Annotated in this window: 28 protein-coding genes; 19 read left to right on the plus strand and 9 right to left on the minus strand. The window is 45.2% G+C overall.

Annotated features, from left to right (window positions below; genetic code table 11):
- Nucleotides 1-18 precede the first annotated feature (18 nt).
- Nucleotides 19-1,863 carry an HD domain-containing protein gene (locus tag CUN85_RS01985; RefSeq protein WP_135388482.1) on the minus strand — a complete coding sequence of 615 codons (1,845 nt, stop codon included), beginning with the start codon at nucleotides 1,861-1,863 and terminating at the stop codon, nucleotides 19-21.
- 684 nt (nucleotides 1,864-2,547) lie between these two features.
- Here CUN85_RS01985 and CUN85_RS01990 point away from each other — a divergent pair.
- The 3 genes from CUN85_RS01990 (at nucleotide 2,548) to CUN85_RS02000 (ending at nucleotide 4,986) form a co-directional block, all read left to right on the plus strand.
- The gene (locus tag CUN85_RS01990) at nucleotides 2,548-3,579 is read left to right on the plus strand and encodes an AI-2E family transporter (RefSeq protein WP_135388484.1); all 1,032 of its coding nucleotides are present in this window, start codon (nucleotides 2,548-2,550) and stop codon (nucleotides 3,577-3,579) included.
- A 112-nt stretch (nucleotides 3,580-3,691) separates the two neighbouring features.
- Entirely contained in the window at nucleotides 3,692-4,711 is a 1,020-nt protein-coding gene (locus CUN85_RS01995; RefSeq protein WP_135388486.1) for an S-methyl-5-thioribose-1-phosphate isomerase, read from the plus strand.
- Between the two features lie 95 nt (nucleotides 4,712-4,806).
- Nucleotides 4,807-4,986, plus strand: coding sequence for a preprotein translocase subunit Sec61beta (locus CUN85_RS02000; RefSeq protein WP_135388488.1), 180 nt, complete (start codon nucleotides 4,807-4,809; stop codon nucleotides 4,984-4,986).
- A 73-nt stretch (nucleotides 4,987-5,059) separates the two neighbouring features.
- Here the strand turns inward: CUN85_RS02000 and CUN85_RS02005 are convergent, their stop codons facing one another.
- Nucleotides 5,060-5,347, minus strand: a complete 288-nt coding sequence (locus tag CUN85_RS02005) for a signal recognition particle protein Srp19 (RefSeq protein ID WP_135388882.1) — start codon at nucleotides 5,345-5,347, stop codon at nucleotides 5,060-5,062.
- A gap of 117 nt (nucleotides 5,348-5,464) precedes the next feature.
- On the opposite strand from CUN85_RS02005, the gene CUN85_RS02010 reads away from it, so the two are divergent.
- Nucleotides 5,465-5,752 (plus strand): hypothetical protein, encoded by a 288-nt coding sequence (locus CUN85_RS02010; protein WP_135388490.1) that lies wholly within the window; start codon nucleotides 5,465-5,467, stop codon nucleotides 5,750-5,752.
- On the opposite strand, the gene CUN85_RS02015 is transcribed toward CUN85_RS02010, so the two are convergent.
- Nucleotides 5,724-6,191 carry a DUF5806 family protein gene (locus CUN85_RS02015; RefSeq protein ID WP_135388883.1) on the minus strand — a complete coding sequence of 156 codons (468 nt, stop codon included), beginning with the start codon at nucleotides 6,189-6,191 and terminating at the stop codon, nucleotides 5,724-5,726. The genes CUN85_RS02010 and CUN85_RS02015 overlap by 29 nt on opposite strands.
- Nucleotides 6,192-6,294: 103 nt before the next feature.
- Between CUN85_RS02015 and CUN85_RS02020 the strand changes: the two genes are divergently transcribed.
- The 12 genes from CUN85_RS02020 to CUN85_RS02075 all read left to right on the plus strand — a co-directional run bounded on the left by CUN85_RS02020 (nucleotide 6,295) and on the right by CUN85_RS02075 (nucleotide 14,345).
- Complete coding sequence (locus CUN85_RS02020; RefSeq protein WP_135388492.1) at nucleotides 6,295-6,720, plus strand: universal stress protein; 426 nt, start codon at nucleotides 6,295-6,297, stop codon at nucleotides 6,718-6,720.
- Between the two features lie 121 nt (nucleotides 6,721-6,841).
- Complete coding sequence (locus CUN85_RS02025; RefSeq protein WP_235856153.1) at nucleotides 6,842-7,879, plus strand: peptidase U32 family protein; 1,038 nt, start codon at nucleotides 6,842-6,844, stop codon at nucleotides 7,877-7,879.
- On the plus strand, nucleotides 7,876-8,262 hold the full coding sequence (locus CUN85_RS02030) for a DUF5402 family protein (protein ID WP_135388494.1): 387 nt from the start codon (nucleotides 7,876-7,878) through the stop codon (nucleotides 8,260-8,262). Before CUN85_RS02025 ends, CUN85_RS02030 begins: the two co-directional genes overlap by 4 nt.
- 257 nt (nucleotides 8,263-8,519) lie before the next feature.
- Complete coding sequence (mtrE, locus tag CUN85_RS02035; RefSeq protein ID WP_135388496.1) at nucleotides 8,520-9,431, plus strand: tetrahydromethanopterin S-methyltransferase subunit E; 912 nt, start codon at nucleotides 8,520-8,522, stop codon at nucleotides 9,429-9,431.
- A gap of 5 nt (nucleotides 9,432-9,436) precedes the next feature.
- A complete protein-coding gene (mtrD, locus tag CUN85_RS02040) occupies nucleotides 9,437-10,147 on the plus strand; it encodes a tetrahydromethanopterin S-methyltransferase subunit D (protein WP_268921572.1) in 711 nt (236 codons plus the stop codon).
- Between the two features lies 1 nt (nucleotide 10,148).
- Entirely contained in the window at nucleotides 10,149-10,994 is an 846-nt protein-coding gene (gene mtrC, locus CUN85_RS02045; RefSeq protein ID WP_135388500.1) for a tetrahydromethanopterin S-methyltransferase subunit MtrC, read from the plus strand.
- Entirely contained in the window at nucleotides 10,991-11,305 is a 315-nt protein-coding gene (locus CUN85_RS02050) for a tetrahydromethanopterin S-methyltransferase subunit B (protein ID WP_135388502.1), read from the plus strand. Before mtrC ends, CUN85_RS02050 begins: the two co-directional genes overlap by 4 nt.
- A gap of 1 nt (nucleotide 11,306) precedes the next feature.
- A complete protein-coding gene (gene mtrA, locus CUN85_RS02055; protein WP_135388504.1) occupies nucleotides 11,307-12,035 on the plus strand; it encodes a tetrahydromethanopterin S-methyltransferase subunit A in 729 nt (242 codons plus the stop codon).
- A 1-nt stretch (nucleotide 12,036) separates the two neighbouring features.
- Nucleotides 12,037-12,264, plus strand: coding sequence for a tetrahydromethanopterin S-methyltransferase subunit F (locus CUN85_RS02060; RefSeq protein WP_135388506.1), 228 nt, complete (start codon nucleotides 12,037-12,039; stop codon nucleotides 12,262-12,264).
- On the plus strand, nucleotides 12,264-12,497 hold the full coding sequence (gene mtrG / locus CUN85_RS02065) for a tetrahydromethanopterin S-methyltransferase subunit MtrG (RefSeq protein WP_135388508.1): 234 nt from the start codon (nucleotides 12,264-12,266) through the stop codon (nucleotides 12,495-12,497). Before CUN85_RS02060 ends, mtrG begins: the two co-directional genes overlap by 1 nt.
- 15 nt (nucleotides 12,498-12,512) lie before the next feature.
- A complete protein-coding gene (mtrH, locus tag CUN85_RS02070) occupies nucleotides 12,513-13,469 on the plus strand; it encodes a tetrahydromethanopterin S-methyltransferase subunit H (RefSeq protein ID WP_135388510.1) in 957 nt (318 codons plus the stop codon).
- 309 nt (nucleotides 13,470-13,778) lie between these two features.
- Nucleotides 13,779-14,345 (plus strand): hypothetical protein, encoded by a 567-nt coding sequence (locus tag CUN85_RS02075; RefSeq protein ID WP_135388512.1) that lies wholly within the window; start codon nucleotides 13,779-13,781, stop codon nucleotides 14,343-14,345.
- A gap of 36 nt (nucleotides 14,346-14,381) precedes the next feature.
- Here CUN85_RS02075 and CUN85_RS13230 read toward each other — a convergent pair whose 3' ends face one another.
- The 5 genes from CUN85_RS13230 to CUN85_RS02100 all read right to left on the minus strand — a co-directional run bounded on the left by CUN85_RS13230 (nucleotide 14,382) and on the right by CUN85_RS02100 (nucleotide 18,840).
- Nucleotides 14,382-14,768 (minus strand): PspC domain-containing protein, encoded by a 387-nt coding sequence (locus CUN85_RS13230; protein WP_235856154.1) that lies wholly within the window; start codon nucleotides 14,766-14,768, stop codon nucleotides 14,382-14,384.
- 39 nt (nucleotides 14,769-14,807) lie between these two features.
- The gene (locus tag CUN85_RS02085) at nucleotides 14,808-15,089 is read right to left on the minus strand and encodes a DUF1894 domain-containing protein (RefSeq protein WP_135388514.1); all 282 of its coding nucleotides are present in this window, start codon (nucleotides 15,087-15,089) and stop codon (nucleotides 14,808-14,810) included.
- Nucleotides 15,090-15,109: 20 nt separating this feature from the next.
- Nucleotides 15,110-16,111 (minus strand): phosphoribosylformylglycinamidine cyclo-ligase, encoded by a 1,002-nt coding sequence (gene purM / locus CUN85_RS02090; protein WP_135388516.1) that lies wholly within the window; start codon nucleotides 16,109-16,111, stop codon nucleotides 15,110-15,112.
- A gap of 5 nt (nucleotides 16,112-16,116) precedes the next feature.
- Complete coding sequence (locus CUN85_RS02095) at nucleotides 16,117-17,517, minus strand: aspartate kinase (protein ID WP_135388518.1); 1,401 nt, start codon at nucleotides 17,515-17,517, stop codon at nucleotides 16,117-16,119.
- Between the two features lie 105 nt (nucleotides 17,518-17,622).
- Complete coding sequence (locus CUN85_RS02100) at nucleotides 17,623-18,840, minus strand: hypothetical protein (RefSeq protein WP_135388520.1); 1,218 nt, start codon at nucleotides 18,838-18,840, stop codon at nucleotides 17,623-17,625.
- A 108-nt stretch (nucleotides 18,841-18,948) separates the two neighbouring features.
- On the opposite strand from CUN85_RS02100, the gene CUN85_RS02105 reads away from it, so the two are divergent.
- The 3 genes from CUN85_RS02105 (at nucleotide 18,949) to CUN85_RS02115 (ending at nucleotide 21,981) form a co-directional block, all read left to right on the plus strand.
- Nucleotides 18,949-20,142 (plus strand): cofactor-independent phosphoglycerate mutase, encoded by a 1,194-nt coding sequence (locus CUN85_RS02105; protein WP_135388522.1) that lies wholly within the window; start codon nucleotides 18,949-18,951, stop codon nucleotides 20,140-20,142.
- A gap of 109 nt (nucleotides 20,143-20,251) precedes the next feature.
- Nucleotides 20,252-20,710, plus strand: coding sequence for an Hsp20/alpha crystallin family protein (locus tag CUN85_RS02110; protein ID WP_135388524.1), 459 nt, complete (start codon nucleotides 20,252-20,254; stop codon nucleotides 20,708-20,710).
- A 509-nt stretch (nucleotides 20,711-21,219) separates the two neighbouring features.
- Complete coding sequence (locus CUN85_RS02115) at nucleotides 21,220-21,981, plus strand: coenzyme F420-0:L-glutamate ligase (RefSeq protein ID WP_135388526.1); 762 nt, start codon at nucleotides 21,220-21,222, stop codon at nucleotides 21,979-21,981.
- Nucleotides 21,982-22,002: 21 nt separating this feature from the next.
- On the opposite strand, the gene CUN85_RS02120 is transcribed toward CUN85_RS02115, so the two are convergent.
- Entirely contained in the window at nucleotides 22,003-22,452 is a 450-nt protein-coding gene (locus CUN85_RS02120) for a deoxycytidylate deaminase (RefSeq protein WP_135388528.1), read from the minus strand.
- Nucleotides 22,453-22,540: the final 88 nt, after the last annotated feature.

Raw genomic sequence — 22,540 nt, forward strand, 5'->3', positions numbered from 1 at the left:
CAATTCACCTGATTGCATTTAGTTTACACCTGTGTAGCGTTTTCCTGACGCGTACCTGTTAGCCGGAATTGTGACAATATCCCGGGGAACGGAATGCTTGTTAATCACAAGATACTCCATTATCTCTTCGAATTCCGGCCGGTAGGCATCAGCAAGCGCCTTTGCATATTCGACACCATCCCATGTAAGGACATATTCATAACTCTGCCGGAACCTGCCTCCTTTCTCATAGTAACGCAGATCCTCGTTAACTATGCCCATGGCAACAAGTATCTGTATGTCCTCAAAGAGCTTTTCACTATATGGGAAACCGTATTTGTCATGGAAAGAGTAATCGAACAGATTCTTAAGCCTTACAGATCCACGCAGATGCCTGATGGTCCGGTAAAGCCAGGTAATGTGCCTTAAACGAGGGATGGAAACAAAACCATCCTCTTCCTTCACAAAAACATTATGAACTCCAAAGAACAACAATATGACACCTTCCACCGGCAGATAATGTTCTGTACGGATAAAATGCAGCAGTTTTGGAGATATTCTATCCACAGCCACCCTGAGCCTTCCTGCCATACTACCTTTATCCACATCCTTCGCCATATCAGGATGCGCGAAAGCCGTTAGAGACAGCTGTCTTGATATAACCCGCACAAGGCCGTTGGCAAGTGCCGATTCATCATAGAAAAAAGCATCTTCATCCCCAATGACTATACGCATACTTTTCGGGACCCCGGAAGCTACGCTCAGATCGACCAGAACATCACCCAGCTCCCTTGCAACCAGGTCTTCAAGTTTCTTTGTTGCCACACCATGACGGGCTATAGTAGATAGTGTCATCCTTATTGAAGGAGGGATAGTCTTCTGGTTTAACCTGGCAACAGGCACGAATATAAAACCGTCACGGATGTCAGTGAGCATTCGGGAAGATTGCTCCGACCCATATGACCTGATAAAACCCAGAAGGTCGTCATCGTTGTATTGCGTGAAGAAGCGCACTACTTCCTCCCTGGCACTTTTTGTGCCGTGCTTTTTGCCGAACTGTATGAGAGCATCCTCAAGCGCCTGCAACAGCATCATGCGTGAGGCTTGTGTCTTGGGATTGTGTATAATAGCAGTGTAGTGATGTGCCCGGGATATCAGCATGGATTCGGCTGCTGTCAGGGCCATGTCCTCATCGTAACCCGAACCCAGGGGACTTCCCAGGACTACATTTCCGTTCCGTATCATAAGACTGCGTACTATCTGGTCCACGTCTATCATGCCAAAGGAAACACCGGTGTGATAAGAATCCCTTAGCAGGAAATCTATACGATCCGCATCCACATCGTCCGAGATTATCTGCGCAAGATAGGGTTTTTCCATGGAGGAGGTGTCACCTGTGGCGATCTTTGATATTTCCCTGAAGAATGTGTGCGGGTCAGCACCGAATTCCTTTTCCACATAGCTGGAGATGGACATGTCTTCTGGCATGTGTTCAGATATTATCTGCCTGGTGAAAGCCTCGTGGCCGAGAAAGTGTACACCGTCCATAACAGGTTGCAATAAAACATCCCTTTTGAGTACACCTTCGACTACGTGGGAGAACGCCGGATGCCCCACATCATGCAAAAGACCAGCAAGCCGTATCTTGCGTATATCCTCCTGTTCAAGTTCCAGTGAACTTCCCATAACAGATGCCATATGCATTGTCCCTATGCTATGTTCAAAACGCGTATGGTTCGCACCAGGGTAGACATTATCCACAAGTCCCAGTTGCTGGATATTCCTGAGTCTCTGAACATGCCTGGTATTGACAAGCATCTGTTCTAACTCATCGAGTATGATTGTCTTGTGCACAGGGTCATGAATGAGCAGAGGTTTTTGCATATTATATAGTATTGTATATCTGAATATATAAAGGTAAGAAATCAGCAAGCCCAGGGATTCCTGCTGGAAACCGGCCAGTACAGACGGTCTTGCTTTGGAGAACAGAACCGACAAGGATCATCCTGATATTCAACATATATATATATATATTTAACTGTCTATATATAATGACATACAGATATTGTTGTGTGATTTGGGCATAATCAAGTCGTTTTTGCTGAAATTGAAAACAGACCGCACACTTACCTTAGCAATCCCACAGAACATAGCCCATCCGAATCATACTCATATCCGGGAGTTGGACAGAACTTTGCTCCTCCGTATAGTTTCATAAAATTTATAGTTCTTTGAGGTGAAATATCGACCACAGTAAATACTGGCAGAAACTGGACCATACATGAAGGGCACTGATTCCGGAGAGGATCGGGATTCATAGTTATACGGCCTGCAGGGCAGTTCACATGTTTCCATGTGATCAAAGAAATGTGAAGAATAGAGTATCTGACGTGTTGGTGTAGCAATAATCACTACTGCCCCGGTAAGCAGTTCTACCACTTGATCATCGGGAATCCCACAGCAACTACACGACATGCCAAGATTGATCAGGATTGAGTGAGACCCCAAATCAATATCAGGAGGCACATATAAACGGAAAGAGAGCAAAGTGATACAATATCACCACCTATGAAGCTATTTCTACTGAGCATTGGTTTTATATTGCTGACACTTGGGATGCAGGAGATCTCCTCCATATTGCTGATATTATTCTTTTCATTCTTCACAGCACTTATATTCGCTCCCCTTGTTCGCTGGCTCCAGAGAAAAAGAGTGCCACCCCTAATTAGTGTTGGTATGGTCCTCCTTCTTTTCATCCTAATAACAGCAGTTTTTGGGCTTCTGACCTCAGTCACTGTAACCCAGTTAAGTGAAAGGATACCCGTATATGAAACGGAGTTGACAGAGTATACTGAAACAATTGTGCAGTATATCCCTTCAGTAGAAGAGATCTCGATCCAGGGAATTCTTCAGGATATCGTTGCATCCCTTGTAGGCTTTGGTATGAGAATTCTCAACGGTATTATAAATGCCACTACAACAATACTACTTATCCTCTTCATAACGACATTTCTCTTACTGGACTCTGCCGGGACCTCTCAGAAGATAAAGAAAGAGTTAGGAGAAGAGTTTGTATTACTGGAAAAATTGCACGATCTCGGCAAGGTCGTTATGAGATACGTCATAGTAAGAACAGAAACAAACTTAATCACAGCTTTGGGGATTACAGTCATTTTATTTATAGCCAATATCGAGTTTGCGATATTCTGGGGAGTGGTCATATTCATATTCAGTTATATTCCTTTCATCGGCCTAACCCTGGCATCGATTCCACCTGCGTTGCTTGCGTTGTTACAATATGGGCCTGCCGGAGCCATCATTTTAATCATAAGCATCCTTTTCATAAATTTGCTAGCAGATGAGGTATTGTTCCCTTCGCTGGCAGGAAGAGATTTGGAGCTATCCCCATCTGTCGTGTTATTATCCCTGATATACTGGACCTACGTACTGGGACCCGCTGGTGCGATCATCTCTACCCCCCTGATAATATCCATCAAGATCATATTGGAAAGCTTTGAAGAGACTGAAGAACTATCAAAACTGATGAATTCGAAGGAGAATCATAAAAGGGAAAAAAAATCAGATGACAAGGAAACCTAGGCCATGCAGGAACCGGATGACCCTGCTGCGAATATCCTGCCACCAGAAGGATATCTAATAGGACCTACCTTCACACTTTTATCCCAGGCATGTCTTTTATCGGGTAGATATCATGAGAACCATAGACTGGAATGACGAATCAAATTCAATTGTGATGATAGATCAGACGCTCCTTCCCATGGAGTACAAGATCATCGAGTGCAGGACACTTGAATCACTTTGTGAGGGCATCACATCCCTGCGTGTCAGAGGGGCACCTGCTCTCGGGGCTGCCGGAGCATTCGGAATCGCCCTTGCCGCAACCCTCAGCAATGCGGATGACATGGACATCCTGACAGAGGAACTAAAAGCAGCAGCACATAGGATCAAGGCCACACGCCCTACCGCAGTTAACCTTGCATGGGGAGTTGACAGGACCATAAGTGCAATCCCGGACGCATATAATCTCGATGGCATCAGAGATGTCGTGCTTGCCGAGGCAAAGAACATCGCAGATGAGGATGTAAAAACCAACAAAAAGCTGGGAAAACACGGAGCCAGATTACTGGACGATGGTGACACTGTCATGACACACTGCAATGCAGGAAGAATGGCATGTGTGGACTGGGGAACGGCACTCGGAGTCATCCGTTCCGCTGTGGATGCAGGCAAGGAGATAAATGTGATCGCCTGTGAGACAAGACCACTCAACCAGGGAGGCAGGATAACAACATGGGAACTCATGCAGGACAATATACCTGTGACACTTATTACCGATTCCATGTCAGGTCATGTTATGAATAATGGTATGGTGGATAAGGTCATCGTGGGTGCCGACAGGATAACAGGGGATGCAGTCTTCAATAAGATAGGTACCTACACCCACTCTGTGCTTGCAAGAGAACATGAGATACCATTCTTTGTTGCCGCACCCATCTCAACATTTGATCCTAATAACTGGGAAGACACTGTCACCATTGAACAAAGGGATTCAAAAGAGCTGCGTTTCTTCAGGGATCTGCAGATAGCGCCTGCGGATGTAAAGGTTTACAACCCGGCCTTTGACGCGACACCGATGGAGAATGTGACTGCTGTGATAACTGAGAAGGGAGTGTTCTATCCGCCTTTCCTGCTGGATGAGCTAATTGCCTGAGAGCACAATCTTTTAAATCAATAAGTACATCAAGGGCAACAGATAACTAAGAAAAACACCTTAATACTGTTAACAGCAACTGATACGGAGATAACATGGCAAAAAAGAAATCAGAGGGCAGCGGACTTATGTCATCGGCAGGTCTCATGCGTTATTATGAGGCCGACAAAAGGGCAATACACGTCAGTCCGAAAACCGTCGTAACCGTAGGCATAGTGATTGGCCTGGGAATACTTCTACTGAATGCAAATTATGGAATGTGGCCTCTTTCCTGAAAACAGAGGCTCATTATTTTTATCCTTTTAACAAACAATTTCAGAAGTTTTTGAACATTACAGACTGCTCAAGTTACTTTCCACGCATCTCCTTGATCGTGGAAGAGATCTTTCTGGAAAGAATGGTCTTTGGAGCTGTATTATCTATAAGGACCCTTCCTTTTGATTCCCACCAGGACTTCGGATAGGCTTTATCAGGTTCGGTTTCCGGATTCAAACCCAACTTTTCAGCTGCAAGCCCAATCTCTTTGATAGTAGGTTCGTTTATAGACGTCTTTCGTGAAATGATACGACCTCTACTTCTTGACTTGGCTTTATCAATATATGCAGGCCAGATAACAAGCTTTCCTTTATCCTTCATCAACATGAGACATAGATTGGAATTCATTCAATTTAAATTTGCTTGGGAAAGCCGGGTCATTAATATGAAATATTAATAACAATAAATGTTAAGTATAAAAGATACTGCATTAGACCCATGGTAGATACTCCAAGAGAGATAGAAATTGAAAAAGATGTAGAAAATTTTATAAAAAAAGCTGCCAGGGACTTCAGGCTGTGTACAACATGTGGCGGACCCGTCATTTATCCTATTGAGTACAGCACTCCAAAGGACACGGACCTTACGGTCGAGATAGGGGACAGCACCTTGTACATATCCAGAGTTCAGGCAAGGTACCTGCGGCAGATAGAGATGCGAATGCTTGAAAGGTATTGCAGGCACCTTGAGAGAGATGTTAATAATCCTCATCCAGAGATTCATTGATCCTGCGCAGGACATCTGCAATCAATAACTGGACCTCGGTAGCATGCTCCTCAGGAACCTCAGTACCTTCTGTGTCCATTAGTTTTTTAATATCGATTACGATCCTGTGAATAAAAGTTATCATTTCTTCCTGGGTGATCAGACCGGCATAGTAGGCATAAAAGAATGTAGTGCCGCTACGCTGGACCTTTTTCTTGAAAGAGGCACGTGCATTTGATACTTCCTGCCTTGAATATGCCTCATCCATAAAGGGAACAAGCTCCGGGAGTTTTTCACCTATCCAGGTCATTTCAGACTGATTTGAAAGATTCTTAAAGTCCGCACATAATCTTGCAGTGACCCACTCACGCGCAGTGAGGTGAGTTGTCTCTTTAAGAAAGCGCGTTACTTCGGAATAACTCTTATTGTCCATCTTTTTGAATTTGCGATATTTATTCACCAACATTCCACCGGGCATATATTCGACTGGTATTGCAGCCACTATAGTACAGACTAAAAGCAAATCCAAATATTTAATAATAGCGCAGCATTATCCTAGAACAATGAAGATACTGATCCCTACCGATGGTTCGGCATACGCCGAAAATGCTGCCCGGGTTGCGGCCAGGATCGCCATGGAACACGATTATCATTTGATACTTCTCCATGTTGTGGATGACAAGGGATTTACCAGGAAAACGTGGCGCAAGGAAGGTGCAGAGAACATTCTCCAGGGTCTCAGGGACGTGCTGCTACAAATGGGCTGTGAGGAAGGACGTATAGAGACTACAGTCGTGGGTGGCAATGCACCCGAGATGATAGTTGAAGTTGCAAAACAGTTCAACGTGGACAGGATCGTCATGGGAACCCAGGGAAAGAACGGAATAAAAAAATTAGTGGGTACTGTTACCGAGAAAGTGCTGCAGATGTCTGACGTACTGGTTCTTGTGGTCCCCCCAGGATATAATTCATCACAAGACTCATCATAAAGATAGGCATTTCAGATCGAGAGCAACACCTGACACTGCACCAGCAAATGAGATAATTTTGACAGCATTCCTCTGGTTTCGTCTCACCAAAATCTTTATCTTAGTAAAAGCGTTCCACCAAATGATGAAACTTTACGTACCGCATGTGGGACACATGGAGGGCCTGCAAGACCTGTTATCAGGCCCCGATAACATCTATGCGATATACATGGCGGGAACTCCCGACTATGTGGGAACCGGAAGGACAAATCTGGGAGCACCGGGGATAGAGGAGATACGTGAGCAGACAGAGTATGCACACGATAAAGGCGTAAAGATGGAGATCGTGCTCAACAGCTCTTGCATGGGCGGGCAGCATCTGACTCCGCAGGGCTTCAATAAGATCCACTGGTACTTTGACAGGCTCAACGACATTGGCATCGATTCCATCACGGTTGCAGAACCTTATTTTGTGGAAATGCTATCAAAAGACTACAATATGGAAGTAGTTGTATCGGTCCTTTCCTTTGTTGACTCCCCTCAAAAGGCAGAATTCTATGAGGAACTGGGTGCTGATACAATCGTTGTGGACCCTGTAGTCAATAGGGATTTCGCAAAACTGGAAGCTATTAAAGAGTCGGTCACATGCGGCCTGAAACTTCTGGTTAACGAAGGTTGCCTTTACCAGTGTCCTTTCAGATATGCACATTTCAACTTCTTCTCCCATGCCAACGGTCCTGGTCCGAAATTGAACGTACTTGATGACTATTATTATTATAAGTGCCTGTCACTCCGGATCAATGACCCCCAGCAACTGATAAAGTCACCCTGGATACGACCTGAGGACACAAAGAGGTACGAGCATATCACAGACACCTTCAAGATAGGCGGCAGGACGCATTTCACAAACTGGATACTTAACAATGTCCATGCATACACAAACAGGGATTACGACGGGAATCTTATGGACCTGCTCGACTGCCCGAGGGATATACGCGACCTGTTCTACATACCTAACAAGGAGCTTAAAGGTACCCTGGACCAGTGGAAACAATGTAATAAGATCTGTTCAGATTGCGGTTATTGCAAGAGGCTGACTGAAAGGATCGTGCGGGTATATTCAGTAGATGACATGCAATCGACACTTCAGCCCCTGAAAAGTACAGGTGGATCAACATGAATATAACACAAAAGCTCTCAAAGAACCGGAGTGTTCTTGAAAACAAACTACGCGACCTGCTTGCAAAGCCCGTCTTCCTTATAGAGGAAGATGCTTTTGCCCTGCCTTGCGGATGCTGCGGGATTACTGCAAATGCGCGCGGGCTCCAGGCAGATGACCTTGAGATATTTGAGGATCATATTGCACAGTACCTGAAAGAAGCATCCCTTGAGCTGGATATCGAACCATCTTTCCTTTTTGCGAGAATCATACCCGGTACCTCAGAGATAGCATCCCTCAATTCACGTGTGCTCTGCAACCGGTGTTATATGGATTTCGCCAGAGGAAGCGGGAAGAAACCACGTCCGGACATATATATACTTAGCCTTGATCGCAGAAAATGAACACATCACTCCTTTTTAAATTAAATAGAGAAATTAATATATTTTTTATTAGCTTTTGCCCGGCCCATCCTGCATAAATAAGGATTTTTTGTCCGCTTTCATTCGAAAGGTTTAATAAGTATTTAATATAATGCAAACCACCTGACGTTAGTCTACGCCATATCAATTATGATAAAATAAAAAAGATCGAACTCATGTCGATTATTATAATTTTGGCACGATTTACGCATATACAAATAAAAAAGGAGGAAATCTGAATGGAACCGCTCACAGGCATGGGCGTAATGGCACTGATCGGAGCAGCTGCAACTATTGCAGGTGCTTCTGAAGACCTCGAGTCAGACGTAGGGTCCCAGAGTAACCCGAACTCTCAAGTGCAATTAGCGCCCCAGATGATGTATCCACACAGGATATTTAATAAAGCCATATCTGGCGAACCACCATCAAACGCACTGATATGTGCTATCGGTGGAACTATCGCTTCTGTTCTAATAAGCTCTGGTGCATCTGCTGTTCTTGCATTGACAATTGGAGCTATTCTTGCAGCAACAGTACACGGCACTTATTCAGTAACATCTTATTTAGGCAGATCAGCAAGTCAGAAACGTTTCAAACAACCAATTTATCTTGACATCGTAAGATCGCACGTTCCGGTTATGATGGGATATGCATTCATCACAACCTTCTGTATACTTGTGGTAGCATACCTCATGACAACCGTTCTGGAACATCCGTTCTCATTGCCGCTTCTGGCATTCATATGGGGAATAACTGTCGGTGCTATCGGATCATCCACCGGGGATGTCCACTATGGTGCTGAACGTGAATTCCAGAATGTTGAATTCGGATCCGGGCTTAACGCTGCAAACTCAGGGAACATCGTGAGAAAGGCAGAATCAGGCCTCAGGAACGGTATTGACAATTCATGGTTCTGTGCCAAATTTGGAGGACCGGCCACCGGCATTGCCTTCGGAATGACAGTATTCCTTAGCGGCTGGATCACCGTGGTATTCGATGCCTCACAAAGTGATGCACTCGGCTGGGCATCGATCATTGCAGGAGCGATCATCGTACTGTTACTGATAATCTGGAACAGGAACATTGAAGTCGCTGCACGTAATGCATATGGCCCTTACAAGCAAGATGAAGAAGCAGAGGTGGCAGCTTGATAGATATAGTCGGAATTATAGCAGAGGATTTCCTTAATATACTTTTAATAACCCTCGGCGGAATGCTTATTGCACTGGGTGTCCACCTGGTCCCGGTCGGAGGAGCTCCGGCAGCTATGGCACAGGCAACCGGCGTAGGTACAGGTACAGTTCAGCTTGCTGCAGGTGCAGGTCTTACCGGCCTTGTGACCGCAGGGTTCATGATGAACGTTACTGAGAGTATGGCACTTATCATTGCTTCCGGAACCATCGGTGCAATGATAATGATATCAGTTACAATGATAGTAGGACAGTGGATGTATGTATATGGTGTCGGTTGTCCACCCGCATCCGCAAAGGTCAAGTATGACCCGATCACCAAGGACAGACAGGATCTCTATGTATCCCAGGGTACAGAGGGACACGGCATTCCAACCGCATCCTTCATAAGCGGAGTCATCGGCGCCGGACTTGGCGGATTAGGCGGTTCTCTCATATATTACTCCCTATTAAGCATTGAGAACGGATTGCCTGAAGCAAATTTCATTGGTATTGCAAGCATCTTCGCAATTGGCCTTTTCTTTGTTAATGCGGTCATACCATCATATAACATCGGAGGGACCATTGAAGGGTTCCATGACCCCAAATTCAAGAAATTCCCCAAAGCTGTGCTCGCATCCTTTGTCGCAACATTCCTGGCTGCGATCATGGGTGTAGTAGCTATCGGAGGTATGTAAAATGTCAGCAGGTGGAGGAGGAGGAGGAGCCCACGAGGCAATTCCCCAGAATAAATTGATAGCCTTCGGAGTAATAGGTGGCTTAGTAGGAATATACGCTGCTTACTTCCTTGTCGACATCATCGGACCATCCATGTCATTCTTAGGTGCCCTTGGTGCTATATGCAGTATCGTATGGGGTGCTTCAGCAGTCAGGAGAGTTGCAAACTACGGTCTGGGTACAGGCGTACCTTCAATTGGCATGCTTGCCCTTGGTATCGGTGTTATTGCGACTACGTTCGGACTTGCTGTCGGCGGAATTGCCGGGCCTTTGGTCGCTCTTGTCTTTGCTTCCCTTATCGGGTTAGTAGTAGGCATGCTCGGGAACAAGGTGCTCAACATGGGCATACCCATTATGGTGCAATCAACTACCGAGATCGCTGCCGCTGGTGCTTTGACTATTGTTGGACTCAGCACTTCCATGATTGGGACATTCATGTTCTTTGACGAGATAGTCAACGGCGTGGTCGTTGCTCAGGGAGTAGCCAGTGGAGTCATGACAACCGGATATATAGCAGTTATCTTTATTGCAGGCGGCCTTGCGATCTTGCATCCATACAATGCAAATCTCGGACCTGATGAGAAACAGGACCGTACACTTGCATGTGCATTCGAAAAGGGTGCAATCGCAATGATACTTGCAGGAATCGTCGCTACAATTACACCATTCGCGTCAGGAAGTATTACCATCCTGATAGGAATTGCTATCTGGTATGTTTCCTTCAGCGGATACTACAAGCGTGTAAAAAGAGACGCATTCATGGTCACAGGTTCAGGACTCCTGCCTTCTAAGGAGGAATTGGAATGAGCATGGTTCACGTAGCCCCCGAAGCACATCTGGTGCTGGATCCACTCAGCTCTTTACTGGCAGCAGAAAGAGAGGATATTATATCCTATTCTATGGATCCTATAATCACACAGCTTGACGAACTTGATAAAATAGCAGATGACCTTATAAACTCTCTATCGCCAGACAAAGCACTACTCAGCTCATTCCCGGGACGTGAGAATTCCGCATACAGTGCAGGTTTCTACGGAAATGCGTTCTACGGCATAATTGTCGGTCTCGGAGTTGCAGGACTGATGCTTCTGGTAATAGGTGCATTAGGAGTGATGTAAAATGGCAGCAAAAAGAGATGCTTCTCCTAACTGGCCGATGCTAAAAGGTGAATACGACGTTGGAGACATCCAGAACAGTGTAGCTGTTATTACCTGTGGCTCACACCTTGAAGCAGGCCCTCAACTTGATGCAGGTGCAGCAATTACAGGCCCTTGTAAAACGGAGAATCTCGGTATTGAGAAGGTCGTTGCACACATCATAGCGAACCCGAATATCAGATATTTCATAGTAACAGGAGCCGAAGTCAAAGGACATATCACCGGACAGGCATTCATTGCTCTTCACCAGCATGGTGTAAAAGACAACAGGATCGTAAACGCAACAGGTGCTATTCCTTACATCGAGAACCTCAACGAGGAAGCCATCGCGAGATTCCAGGAACAGGTTGAGATCATTGATTTCATCGGCACTGAAGATATGAATTCCATCGTTTCCAAGATCAAGGAATATGCATCCAAGGACACAGATGCCTTCGATGCCGAACCAATGGAGATCGTGGTCGGAGAAGGCGGTGCTGAAGAAGGTGCAGAGATAGGCGGGCTTAAGCCAATGGCCGCTGAGATGGCAACCATCAGGAGCAGGATACTGGAAATCAACAAGGAAATGATGAACATCGGTAACCTGAACAAGTTCCACTCAGGAGTACATGCAGGCAAGGTAGAAGGAATAATGATCGGCCTTACCATCACCTTAACACTGCTTGGAATGTTGTTGTTCGGAGGTAACTGACATGGCAGAAGAAGAATATGGAAAAGGAGTCCCGATGGTCATCAACCCGAATATGGGACCCATTGAAGCCGTGGTTGAGGACATCCGTTACAGGGCTCAACTTATCGCAAGGAACCAGAAACTTGATTCAGGAGTATCTGCAACCGGTATAAGCGGTTTTCTTGCAGGATTCGTCTTCATCTTACTGATGACGATCATACTCCCGATGGTCATCTGGAGCGTGATATAATGAGTGAACAAAGCGACAGAATACCAAGCGTAGTCGTAGATCCGGAAGACTTCAACCAGGTACTCGACAAACTCAACACAATAGATGAGAAGATCGAGTTCGTAAACAGTGAAGTTGCTCAGCGCATTGGTAAAAAGGTAGGAAGAGACATAGGAATTTTGTACGGAGCAGTAGCCGGAATCATCATATTCCTGTTATACCTTTTGTTCCTGGCACCTATGCTTAGAATCTAAAATGGAGAGATTATTATGTTCAGATTTGATAAGAAACAAGAAGTATTCGAGGTAGGCGGAGTCAAGTTCGGTGGCCAGCCAGGAGAATACCCCACAGTACTCATAGGAACGATGTTCTACAACAGGCACAAGATCGTGACTGATGAAGATAAGGGTGTCTTCGACGTAGAGGCTGCAAACAAGCTCTGGCAGAGCATCGTTGACATGGGGGAGGTCACTGGTAACCCTTATGTGAACCAGATTGTCGGTGAAACACCTGAAGCTATCAAAAAGTACATTGACTGGTTTGTCGAACTTGATGATAAGACACCATTCCTTATCGACTCATCTGCAGGTGAAGTGCGTGCAGCTGCTGCAGAATACGTCACAGAGATCGGCGTAGCTGACAGGGCGATCTACAACTCCATCAATGCCAGTGTCCATGCAGACGAGATCGAGGCTATCAGGGACAGTGACATTGATGCATCCATTGTACTTGCATTCAATGCAACTGATCCAAGCGTAAAGGGTAAGCTCGAGATTCTTGAGACCGGTGGAACCGGACAGGACAAAGGTATGCTCGAGATCGCAAAGGAATGTGGAATCACAAAACCACTGATCGATGTTGCAGCAACTCCACTTGGAGCAGGTTCTGGAGCATCTATCAGGTCAGTAATAGCTATCAAGGGACACCTTGGACTGCCTGTTGGCGGCGGATACCACAACATGGCATCCGCATGGGACTGGATGAAGACATACAAGAAACAGTTCGAAACAAAAGAGCAGAGGCAGGCAATCTATATGCCAACCGATATCGGAACAAACCTTGTACCCCAGGTACTCGGATCAAACTTCCAGCTGTTCGGACCTATCGAGAACACAGACAAAGTCTTCCCTGCAACAGCCATGGTCGATATCATGCTGGCAGAGACTGCAAAAGAACTCGGTCTTGAAGTCAAGGACGAGAACCACCCTATCAACAAGCTGGTTTAAACAAACCGGCTCTGTTTTTCTTTTTTGATCAGTCGTTTATCGGAAGCGAGTTCACATAACCTGCCGGCTATTTGAAAAAGTGAATAAAAGAGAACCGGATGGATAAATCCACTCCCCAACCGGCTTGTAGTATTATTGATACAAATTGTGTTCTTTTGTATCGCACACATACAATACATTAAAAATATAAAAGTATTTTTGAACAAACTAAAATGTATAATTTAAAATATATGATTCTGAATGATAATTTAATTGTAGCATCTAAGTTCTCAGGAAAAGCAATTAAACCAGGAAATTGTATTTTCCTGCATGACCGATGTGATGCTGCTATGGGACCAGAGCCTGCTGTTTGAGAAACTGTTCCTCGAGCATAAAATAAAATGCCAGAGAATCGCCCCGGAGAATCTGGGAACACCTTTTTTACCACCATGCAAATGTCTGATGATCCCGACCGGCTTTGCCAATCCTGCATATACAAAAGTCCTGAGTGGCATTGAACGTAACAAAAAGAAACTTGAGAGATTTGTGGAAAAAGGAGGGATCCTGGTAATATTCGGGCCAATGGTAAGTGAATATAACTACCCATGGCTCCCCATGGATCTGCGGTATGTACAAAAGCAGATGTCTGCAAATATCTGTAAGGCAAATGAGCACAATGCACAGTGCCTTGTGGATGACACTGAAGCTGAGGCAGAGTTCGATGGATATTTTGCGGACGCCGAAGGAGACATCATTTTCAAGGACGAGAGCGGAAATGCCCTCATGGTTGCCAAAGAACTCGGTGAAGGAATGATCATTGCAACAACAATACATGAATTCCCTTCAGGAGACTTTCTGAAATGGGCAGTGCAAACTGCAAAAAGGACAAAGATATGAGCCTCACAACCCATATTGATGAAAAGAATGTTCAGCCTATGTATAACCGGTCTTTTTTGAACTCTCATCCTGCATCACGATAACCAGAATAAGATACAGCAGTCCGCCGACCCATATACCTGTGACCAATGCTAATGCTACGAAGATTATTCTCACCAGCGCGGGTTTGACATCAAAATACTGAGCAATTCCACTGCAAACTCCCGCGACCATACGATCGTCACGGCTTCTGACCAGCCTCTTTGACCCATCTTTGTGATTATCGACCTTTACCTGATAGTAATACCATGCACTCGCTCCCAGCAGTCCCAGACCGATGCCAAGTCCGGCATCATCAATTAGAGCACCACATACAAGACCGGCAATCAAACCCCAGACAAGGTAAATACCATAATCAGGATCTTCCTGATCGTTTTTCTCCACAGGTTCACTTCCGTTATAGATGCCAATACTCAGAAAAGGTCATTCTTTCCCGAACCGGGAATGCAGTCTTTCGATCTCATCAGCAGCATCCGGCAGTCTGAGAACAAAAAGTCCGAAACATGGCTTGATATACTGGAAAAATATCTCATCTCCTTTTACACCGATAGGAATGGAATCACCCTTAAGCATCACTCCGCGTATGGTGTAACCACCGGGTACATGATACATTTCATCGGACTTTTCCCTGACCAGTGCTTCACACTGGGCCGGTGTACCCCCTTTCAGGAGGATCTCAAAGGGAAGATCGCTTATACAGGCCATTATTGATTTTCCTTTCTACGTTAAACAATAACAAGGCTGGAAACCTTTATACCACTTTCCACTATCCTTCCGACGATCTTACCCCCTGTCATCTCAGCTGCTTTTACAGCCTGCTCCGGCGGGAGGATTATAACAAAACCCATGCCCATATTGAACGTCCTGTACATTTCCAGACCATCAATGTTACCTTCGTCCTGAAGGAAGCTGAAAATATCATTTGGCTCGATCGGATCGTCGAAATCAAACCCGAGTTCAGTCACACGTTTTAGTTTCAAAAGTCCACTTCCGGTAATATGTGCCAGTCCGTGGACATCGCATTCCCTGATAACATCAAGGACCTCCATGTAAATGCGGGTGGGTATGAGAAGTTCGTCTCCTATAGTCGTAGAAGGATCTGACGGCAAAGGATCATGATAAGAATAAGAAGATCGCTCTATTATTTTCCTGACAAGGGTATACCCATTACTGTGAACACCTGCTGCAGGAATGCCCACAATTGCATCCCCTACGCGGACCTTCTCACCTGTGATTATATCTTCCTTTTTTACCATTCCAAGGCAGGTACCCGCAAGGTCAAAACCTTTGATTATGTCCGGGAGTGTTGCGGTCTCGCCTCCCACAATGGACATACGGGATATTTCGGCCCCTTTTCGCAGCCCTTCACCAATTTGTGCGGCAAATCCCTCATCGTGCTTTTCAAGGGCCAGGTAATCGACAAAGGATATAGGTTCGGCACCTATCGCCAGCAGGTCATTGACATTCATTGCAACACAATCGATACCGACGGTGTTCCAGCGTTTCATCTCGTTAGCTATCACAACCTTGGAACCCACCCCATCCGTTGCCAGAGCAAGTGCATATTCCCCGAAATCTATCAGGCCCGCATAGTGACCTATACCCGTAAGGGGTGCTCCCAGTCCCGTACGTTTATATGTCATATCTTTTGTCAGGGCCCTGATAGTAGTTTCCTCTTTCTCAATGTCAACGCCGGAATCCGCATAGGTGAGATGTTTATCGTTCATTGTGATTACCTTTGCTGGTCCAGTTCGAATTCCCTGTGTAGTATTCTCACAGCCTCAATTGCATCAGCAGAGCTTACGACAAATGAGATATTATGCTGTGAAGAGCCCTGACTGATTATGATAACGTTGATATCCCCTTTTCCAAGTGCATAAAACACTTTACCTGCAACTCCCGGGATACCATCCATACCTGCACCAACCACTGCAACAACACATACATCCCTGTCGTACGCAACGTCGCCAATGACATTATTGCTGAACTCGGACCTTATGGCAGCAACTGCCTGCTCCAGGTGTTCCTCGTTGACCACAAGGGTCATGTTAGCTTCCGAGGAGCCCTGACTTATCATAATTATATTCACACCTGCACCTGCAAGTACGGAAAACACCCTTGCGGCAGTACCGATGGCGCCCACCATACCGGCACCCGAGATGTTAATCAGGGCAACCCTGGATATCAGGGTCACTGCCTTAACAACGTCTTCAATCTGATTCTGTTCAGCAACTATGAGCGTACCCTCGAAGTCGGGTTCAAATGTGTTCTTCACACGCACGGGTATCTTATGCTTGATGGCAGGTTCAATTGTCCGGGGGTGCAGAACCTTTGCACCGAAATAAGATAGTTCCATGGCCTCGATATAGGATATCTGAGGGATCGACTTTGCCTCAGGAACGAATTTTGGGTCGGATGTCATTATGCCATGAACCTCTTTCCAGAGCCATATCTCGTCTGCCTTCACTGCAGCACCCAGGATAGATGCAGAGAAATCAGAACCGCTTCTCCCCAGAGTTGTGATTATCCCCTTGTGGTTCTGGGCTATAAAACCGGTAACAACAGAAATACCACTTTCCAGCAGAGGGGTCAGCCTTTCGTTTATTCGGGAATAGCTGTCTTCAAGCACTTTGGCATCACCATAGGTTGAATCAGTGACTATCCCTGCTTCACCACCTGTAAAAGATTTTGACTCAATCCCAAGGGAACATATCGAACAACTGACTATCGGAGCCGCAAGACGCTCACCATAGGAAGATATATAATCGATGGAACGCGTGGTCAGTTCCCCCAGGTAACAGATGCCTATGAGGGCCTTTTCAAGCTCATCGATACGTTTATCGACAGACTCTATGCATACGGACCTAAGATTATCGCTATCTACTGCAACATGTATGGCATCGTAATGTTTCTTGGTAAGATCAGCTATGAACTCTTTTACATGAGATACCTTACCGCTTACAGATACTTCTTTTGCAGTATTTAGTAAGCCATCCGTTACACCGCCAAGCGCCGAAGTCACAGCTATAAGCTCATTACCTTTTTCATGATACTGCTTTAGGAGTTCAGCCACATACCGGATCTTCTCTCCGTTGGCAACTGATGTGCCGCCGAATTTCATTACGATTCTCATATTTAATCACGCTTATATTTTCAGCTAATTTCGTGTATAAACAGTGCAGACTAATATAAAGATTATGAGTAAAGGCCATAATCCTGAATTGATGAGAACATTTGTCTACAAGAATTTTCTAAAGAACCAGAAAAGCACAATGAATACGCCGGCGGTTACAATAAGAGAGAGCGTATTAGAAAGATTGGAAGGCAATGAAGGTACATTCATGTTCGAAGAGACATTTTCAGAGCTGTTATCCTTTCCAAGACCTTCTGTTGCTGAATTTGCAAAGCCGGCTATTGAACCTGTGATATTGTCTTTAATGTTGACCGATACCGAGAATTCCTCTGAATAATACGAGCGATCATCGTTGTAATCTATCGTCATCAGAGTTGCCTTATGGATTCCCGTGTAAAGTTCCTCTGTGACTGCTTTATAAGTTCCCGGACTCACATCTTTTCTAGTATCCAGAAGTTGTCCATCAACCATGATACGAACCTCTGGGTACGAATCATCCAGACAGTAATTGATAATGGCAATACACCCGGCCTTCAATCCGCCGCCTAAGGGAGATACAATATCTATATCAATACTTTCCGGAGAATCAATATTATCGGAGATCTGATCCTGTTGCAGTGAGACATGATCAAGGAAGACCGTAATGCCATCATCCGTCTCAAATAAACCTTTCACGTATGCAAGGAAGATGGTTTGCGGGCCGGTGTCAGAGTAAACCGTATAGTGAAAATATTCCCCTTCTTCAATATCTGCCTTTTTCAGCTTCCTGCCACTAAACCGGAGTTCCAGGGACACTTCATCGTAATCCATACCTGTGACCTCAAGAGTATAAAGACCGGTCAGTTCAAGTTCAGAACCACTTTTCAGTGAATAGTCCTTATCAAGGATAAGGTAATCATTGATATTTTCCAGCGGATCAAGGTATTGTTCTATGAGAATAGTGGAATGGTATATTCCATCTGAAGTTTTCACCGACCCCTCCGGAGTTATACTCAGGATGAGATGATCCACATCTTTTTCATTACCCTCACCCTCGTATTCGATTACCGGACGCACATACTCCAGAGAATCATCTACTCTGGCAAAGTTATCCTCCAGCTCTATCTTTTCTCCGTCCAGGTATAACTCGATAAGAATATCACCGCTCTTGCTGTTCATATCCAGAACCTTGAAAGAATAACCCTGCTCCAGGGATACCACATCCCGTACACTAACGCCAGGTTCTGAATAATGTATCATTGCTTTTGTAGTCAGGCCCGCTGCGGGAGAGATACACAGGAAGAACACACAGGCACAGATAATTGCAAAATGTATATATTTCATCGAAACCTCACATCATTGGACGGGATAAAATGGCTGAGTATTCTTCTAGCCTGCAGGCATATTATTGTCCTATAGTTTTTATAAATTTCTATGAATATAGGTGAAAAGATGAAATATGTAGTACTCATCGGAGACGGTATGGCAGACGAACCACTTGAAGAGCTGGGCGGCATGACAGTCCTCCAGAAGGCTATGACACCAAATATGGATCATATAACATTCAATGGCCGCGCAGGACTCGCCAGAACGGTACCCTACGGGTTGCCTCCTGGCAGTGACGTCGCCAACATGTCTATTATAGGATATGATCCTAAAAAGTACTACTCTGGCAGGGCACCTTTTGAGGCTGCGAGCATGAGAGTCGAACTTGAGAAAGATGATGTTGCATTCCGATGCAACCTTATAACCATCAAAGATGACATCATCGCAGACCATAGTTCAGGACATATTACCAATGAAGAAGCAAAAGAGCTGATCGGAAGTATAAGCTCTGCACTTGGTGATGATAGCCTCAGCTTCTATCCGGGTATCAGTTACCGCCACCTTATGGTGACAAAGAAAGGGCTCGGCGCAAATACCGAATGTGTTCCCCCCCATGATATCATCGATGAGAACAGGCATGACCATATGCCAAAAGGCAAGGACAGCGATATCATATGCGAGCTGACCGAAAGATCCATGGAGATCCTGAAAGACCACCCTGTCAATAAAAAGAGAATAGAAGAAGGCAGGAACCCAGGTAACTCCATCTGGTTATGGGGACAGGGGTTTGCACCTGCATTCACCTCTTTCAAGGAACTCTATGGGCTCCGGGGTGCTATTATATCAGCAGTCGACCTTGTAAAAGGAATAGGTATCTACGCAGGACTTGATGTGATCGAGGTCCCGGGAGCTACCGGCTATCTGGATACAAATTACCAGGGCAAAGCAGAATATGCCATTGAGGCCCTCAAAGACCATGATTTCGTGTTCGTACACGTTGAGGCACCCGACGAGGCAGGGCATATGGGTGATGTGCAGGCCAAGATACAGGCTATCGAGGACTTTGATGAGAAGGTCGTAGGTACTGTGCTCAAAGCTGCGAAGCAATACAGCGAGGATGTCACAATAATGGTATTGCCCGACCATCCCACACCCATCGCACTCAGGACCCATACCTCCACACCTATTCCCTTTGCCATATACTCGACATCAGAAGCATTTCCGGACGCATCCGAGGCTTTTGATGAGGAATCGGTCAAGAAGGGGGCGCTTGGTACTGTCTATGCAGCCGACCTGGTAAGTATACTGATCGGCCCCTGAAGGCGCCCGCTAATTAATCTTATGAATCAATTATAAATAGATCCAATGATAATAGTTGTATGGTGGGCATCAGGGAGTGAAACCCACTACAATATGAGGAGTGATGAATATGAGACATGGATTAACACGCTGGAGTCCATCTTCCGTATCGGCATGGGACCCTGTTGAAGAGATCAGCAGGATGCAGAACCGCCTGAGCGAGATGTTTGGAGAAACTGAAAGAGGCACCTGGATGGAGCTTGACACCTTGCGCCCTCTTGTGGATGTCAAGGAAGAGGATAACGACATTGTTGTAAAGACAGACCTTCCAGGCGTTAACAAGGACGATGTGGACATCAACATCAAAGGTGACAGGATATGGATAACTGCTAATACTCATAGAGAATCCGAAGAAGAGAAAGAAGGATACTCCATGAAAGAGCGCTCGTTCAAGAGATTCGCTCGTTCGTTCAGCCTTCCTGCAAATGTCACTGAAGAAGGGGCAAAGGCCAAACTAGAGGATGGTGTGCTCACGGTCACCCTTCCCAAATCAGAGCTTGAGGAAAAGCAAAAGATCATGATAGAATAATATCCTGTTTTCCTCCGTATGTTCACGAAAAACGACACTTTTCCTATTTACGCAAATTTTCCTTTACAGCCGTTTTTTACTTGAGACTAGTAAATACTGTTTGTAGCGGCATCAGTCAGAGTTATCATCATAATTTGCTCAGTTGGGGTAACTATCATCATCGCCGCAGAATATCGTATACGATAATATTATTAATACCTATGCACATGTACAGATAATCCATTTTTGCATTAATATTGATGCTTTTGATCGGGCTCTGTAGAAAACCTGCCGTTATCAGGATCATTGAACTTAATAATGATATCATGATCATAACTCAGTGAAACATTCCATATTATAGAGATTCTGAACGATTACCTGGATAGTAAGGATGTTCCACAGAGTCAATATTTAATTAATGGTTGCAGCAATCCTTTTTTGCGAAAGTGGCACTTGTATATAAAAATCAGGTTGAAACAATAAACAGCTATATTTATTCCTAATGCCGTTAGTCCTCCGAGGAACGAGATATGAAGATGGAAGCCTTTACTGTTGACAACATACCGCTGATAAAAAAAGGAGATAACATTGCAGGTATGATCTGCAGGAATGCGGAGATCAGAAATAATGATATTGTTGTCATTGCCTCGACCATAGTTGCTAAGGCAGAAGGCAGGATGTTCAGGCTTGAAGACATTGAAGCAAAGGAAGAAGCCCGGAGAATAGCGGATGAACATCGGGCTGATCCCAGATTAATTCAGGCAGTCCTTGACAGGAGCTGTGAGGTGCTCATGGACTTTCCAATATTACTTGTGGAAACAAAGAACGGCCATGTTTGTATTAAAGCTGGTATCGACGGATCCAATGTAGAGAAAGGATATCTGGCAGACCTGCCAGAAGACCCGGATGCCAGCGCTGCAGGTATCGGGAAGGCGGTGGAGCAGATCTCCGGGAAAAATGTCAGTGTGATAGTGACCGATACCAATGGCAGGGCTTTTAAGATCGGACAGACAGGAATAGCCATAGGGCTTTACAGAATACATCCCATAAAGAATTGGATAGGGAAAAAGGACCTGTTCGGGAATACCCTGGAGATCACCCAGGAATCGGTTGCAGACGAAATTGCAGGCACAGCAAATCTCTTGATGGGAGAAGGAGACGGAGGCAATCCCGTGGTCATAGTAAGAGGTCTGGAAATGCGTTCCGAAAAGGATACATCAGTAAAAGAGATGTACAGGCCTGACAAAGAAGACCTGATCAAAAAAGGGCTTCGCAGCCTCAGGCATAACTGAAAAGCAGTCTTTATAAGAAATCTAGAAAGGAATGATGACAACTTCAACACCTGCATCATCAAAGAAACCTATTGCGTCCGTATCCGGATAAGGCTGGATGTAAACCACTCTTTTTATATTTGAGTTTATTATCATCTTGGCGCACAGTATGCAGGGCTGGTGCGTGCAGTAAAGGGTTGCTGAATCCGTACTTACACCGTGAAGTGCAGCCTGTATTATGGCATTCTGCTCTGCATGGACAGCCCGGCATTTCTCATGACGTGTACCGGATGCTATATTGTTCTGTTCCCTTATGCAGCCGACCTCCAGGCAATGTTCCATATTGCGCGGAGCACCGTTATAACCTGTGGAAAGAATCCTCTTGTCCCTTGATATCACAGCACCCACTTTATTCCTTAAACATGTAGAACGTTTGGCAACAACAGTGGCGATCTCAAGAAAATATTCGTCAATGCTGGGTCTCTCAGTCATCGGTTAAGAGAAACAGTAAGTAGTATATATAAGTTGTAGTGTATGAAGGGACAACCAGTTTATTAATAACGGGAGATTACACAGATTA

The organism is Methanolobus halotolerans (genome assembly GCF_004745425.1).
Lineage (GTDB): Archaea > Halobacteriota > Methanosarcinia > Methanosarcinales > Methanosarcinaceae > Methanolobus > Methanolobus halotolerans.

Bases quoted from the DNA above. Each gene is read 5' to 3' on its own strand.
- CUN85_RS02100 (WP_135388520.1), bottom strand. From the start codon at position 18,840: ATGAAATATATACATTTTGCAATTATCTGTGCCTGTGTGTTCTTCCTG.
- CUN85_RS01995 (WP_135388486.1), top strand. From the start codon at position 3,692: ATGAGAACCATAGACTGGAATGACGAATCAAATTCAATTGTGATGATA.
- CUN85_RS02050 (WP_135388502.1), top strand. From the start codon at position 10,991: ATGAGCATGGTTCACGTAGCCCCCGAAGCACATCTGGTGCTGGATCCA.
- purM (WP_135388516.1), bottom strand. From the start codon at position 16,111: ATGAACGATAAACATCTCACCTATGCGGATTCCGGCGTTGACATTGAG.
- CUN85_RS02115 (WP_135388526.1), top strand. From the start codon at position 21,220: ATGAAGATGGAAGCCTTTACTGTTGACAACATACCGCTGATAAAAAAA.
- CUN85_RS02000 (WP_135388488.1), top strand. From the start codon at position 4,807: ATGGCAAAAAAGAAATCAGAGGGCAGCGGACTTATGTCATCGGCAGGT.
- mtrC (WP_135388500.1), top strand. From the start codon at position 10,149: ATGTCAGCAGGTGGAGGAGGAGGAGGAGCCCACGAGGCAATTCCCCAG.
- CUN85_RS02075 (WP_135388512.1), top strand. From the start codon at position 13,779: ATGACCGATGTGATGCTGCTATGGGACCAGAGCCTGCTGTTTGAGAAA.
- CUN85_RS02105 (WP_135388522.1), top strand. From the start codon at position 18,949: ATGAAATATGTAGTACTCATCGGAGACGGTATGGCAGACGAACCACTT.
- mtrE (WP_135388496.1), top strand. From the start codon at position 8,520: ATGGAACCGCTCACAGGCATGGGCGTAATGGCACTGATCGGAGCAGCT.
- mtrH (WP_135388510.1), top strand. From the start codon at position 12,513: ATGTTCAGATTTGATAAGAAACAAGAAGTATTCGAGGTAGGCGGAGTC.
- CUN85_RS01990 (WP_135388484.1), top strand. From the start codon at position 2,548: ATGAAGCTATTTCTACTGAGCATTGGTTTTATATTGCTGACACTTGGG.
- CUN85_RS02010 (WP_135388490.1), top strand. From the start codon at position 5,465: ATGGTAGATACTCCAAGAGAGATAGAAATTGAAAAAGATGTAGAAAAT.
- mtrA (WP_135388504.1), top strand. From the start codon at position 11,307: ATGGCAGCAAAAAGAGATGCTTCTCCTAACTGGCCGATGCTAAAAGGT.
- CUN85_RS02005 (WP_135388882.1), bottom strand. From the start codon at position 5,347: ATGAAGGATAAAGGAAAGCTTGTTATCTGGCCTGCATATATTGATAAA.
- mtrG (WP_135388508.1), top strand. From the start codon at position 12,264: ATGAGTGAACAAAGCGACAGAATACCAAGCGTAGTCGTAGATCCGGAA.
- CUN85_RS02120 (WP_135388528.1), bottom strand. From the start codon at position 22,452: ATGACTGAGAGACCCAGCATTGACGAATATTTTCTTGAGATCGCCACT.
- CUN85_RS02085 (WP_135388514.1), bottom strand. From the start codon at position 15,089: ATGGCCTGTATAAGCGATCTTCCCTTTGAGATCCTCCTGAAAGGGGGT.
- CUN85_RS02020 (WP_135388492.1), top strand. From the start codon at position 6,295: ATGAAGATACTGATCCCTACCGATGGTTCGGCATACGCCGAAAATGCT.
- CUN85_RS02025 (WP_235856153.1), top strand. From the start codon at position 6,842: ATGATGAAACTTTACGTACCGCATGTGGGACACATGGAGGGCCTGCAA.
- CUN85_RS02110 (WP_135388524.1), top strand. From the start codon at position 20,252: ATGAGACATGGATTAACACGCTGGAGTCCATCTTCCGTATCGGCATGG.
- CUN85_RS01985 (WP_135388482.1), bottom strand. From the start codon at position 1,863: ATGCAAAAACCTCTGCTCATTCATGACCCTGTGCACAAGACAATCATA.
- CUN85_RS02030 (WP_135388494.1), top strand. From the start codon at position 7,876: ATGAATATAACACAAAAGCTCTCAAAGAACCGGAGTGTTCTTGAAAAC.
- CUN85_RS02060 (WP_135388506.1), top strand. From the start codon at position 12,037: ATGGCAGAAGAAGAATATGGAAAAGGAGTCCCGATGGTCATCAACCCG.
- CUN85_RS02095 (WP_135388518.1), bottom strand. From the start codon at position 17,517: ATGAGAATCGTAATGAAATTCGGCGGCACATCAGTTGCCAACGGAGAG.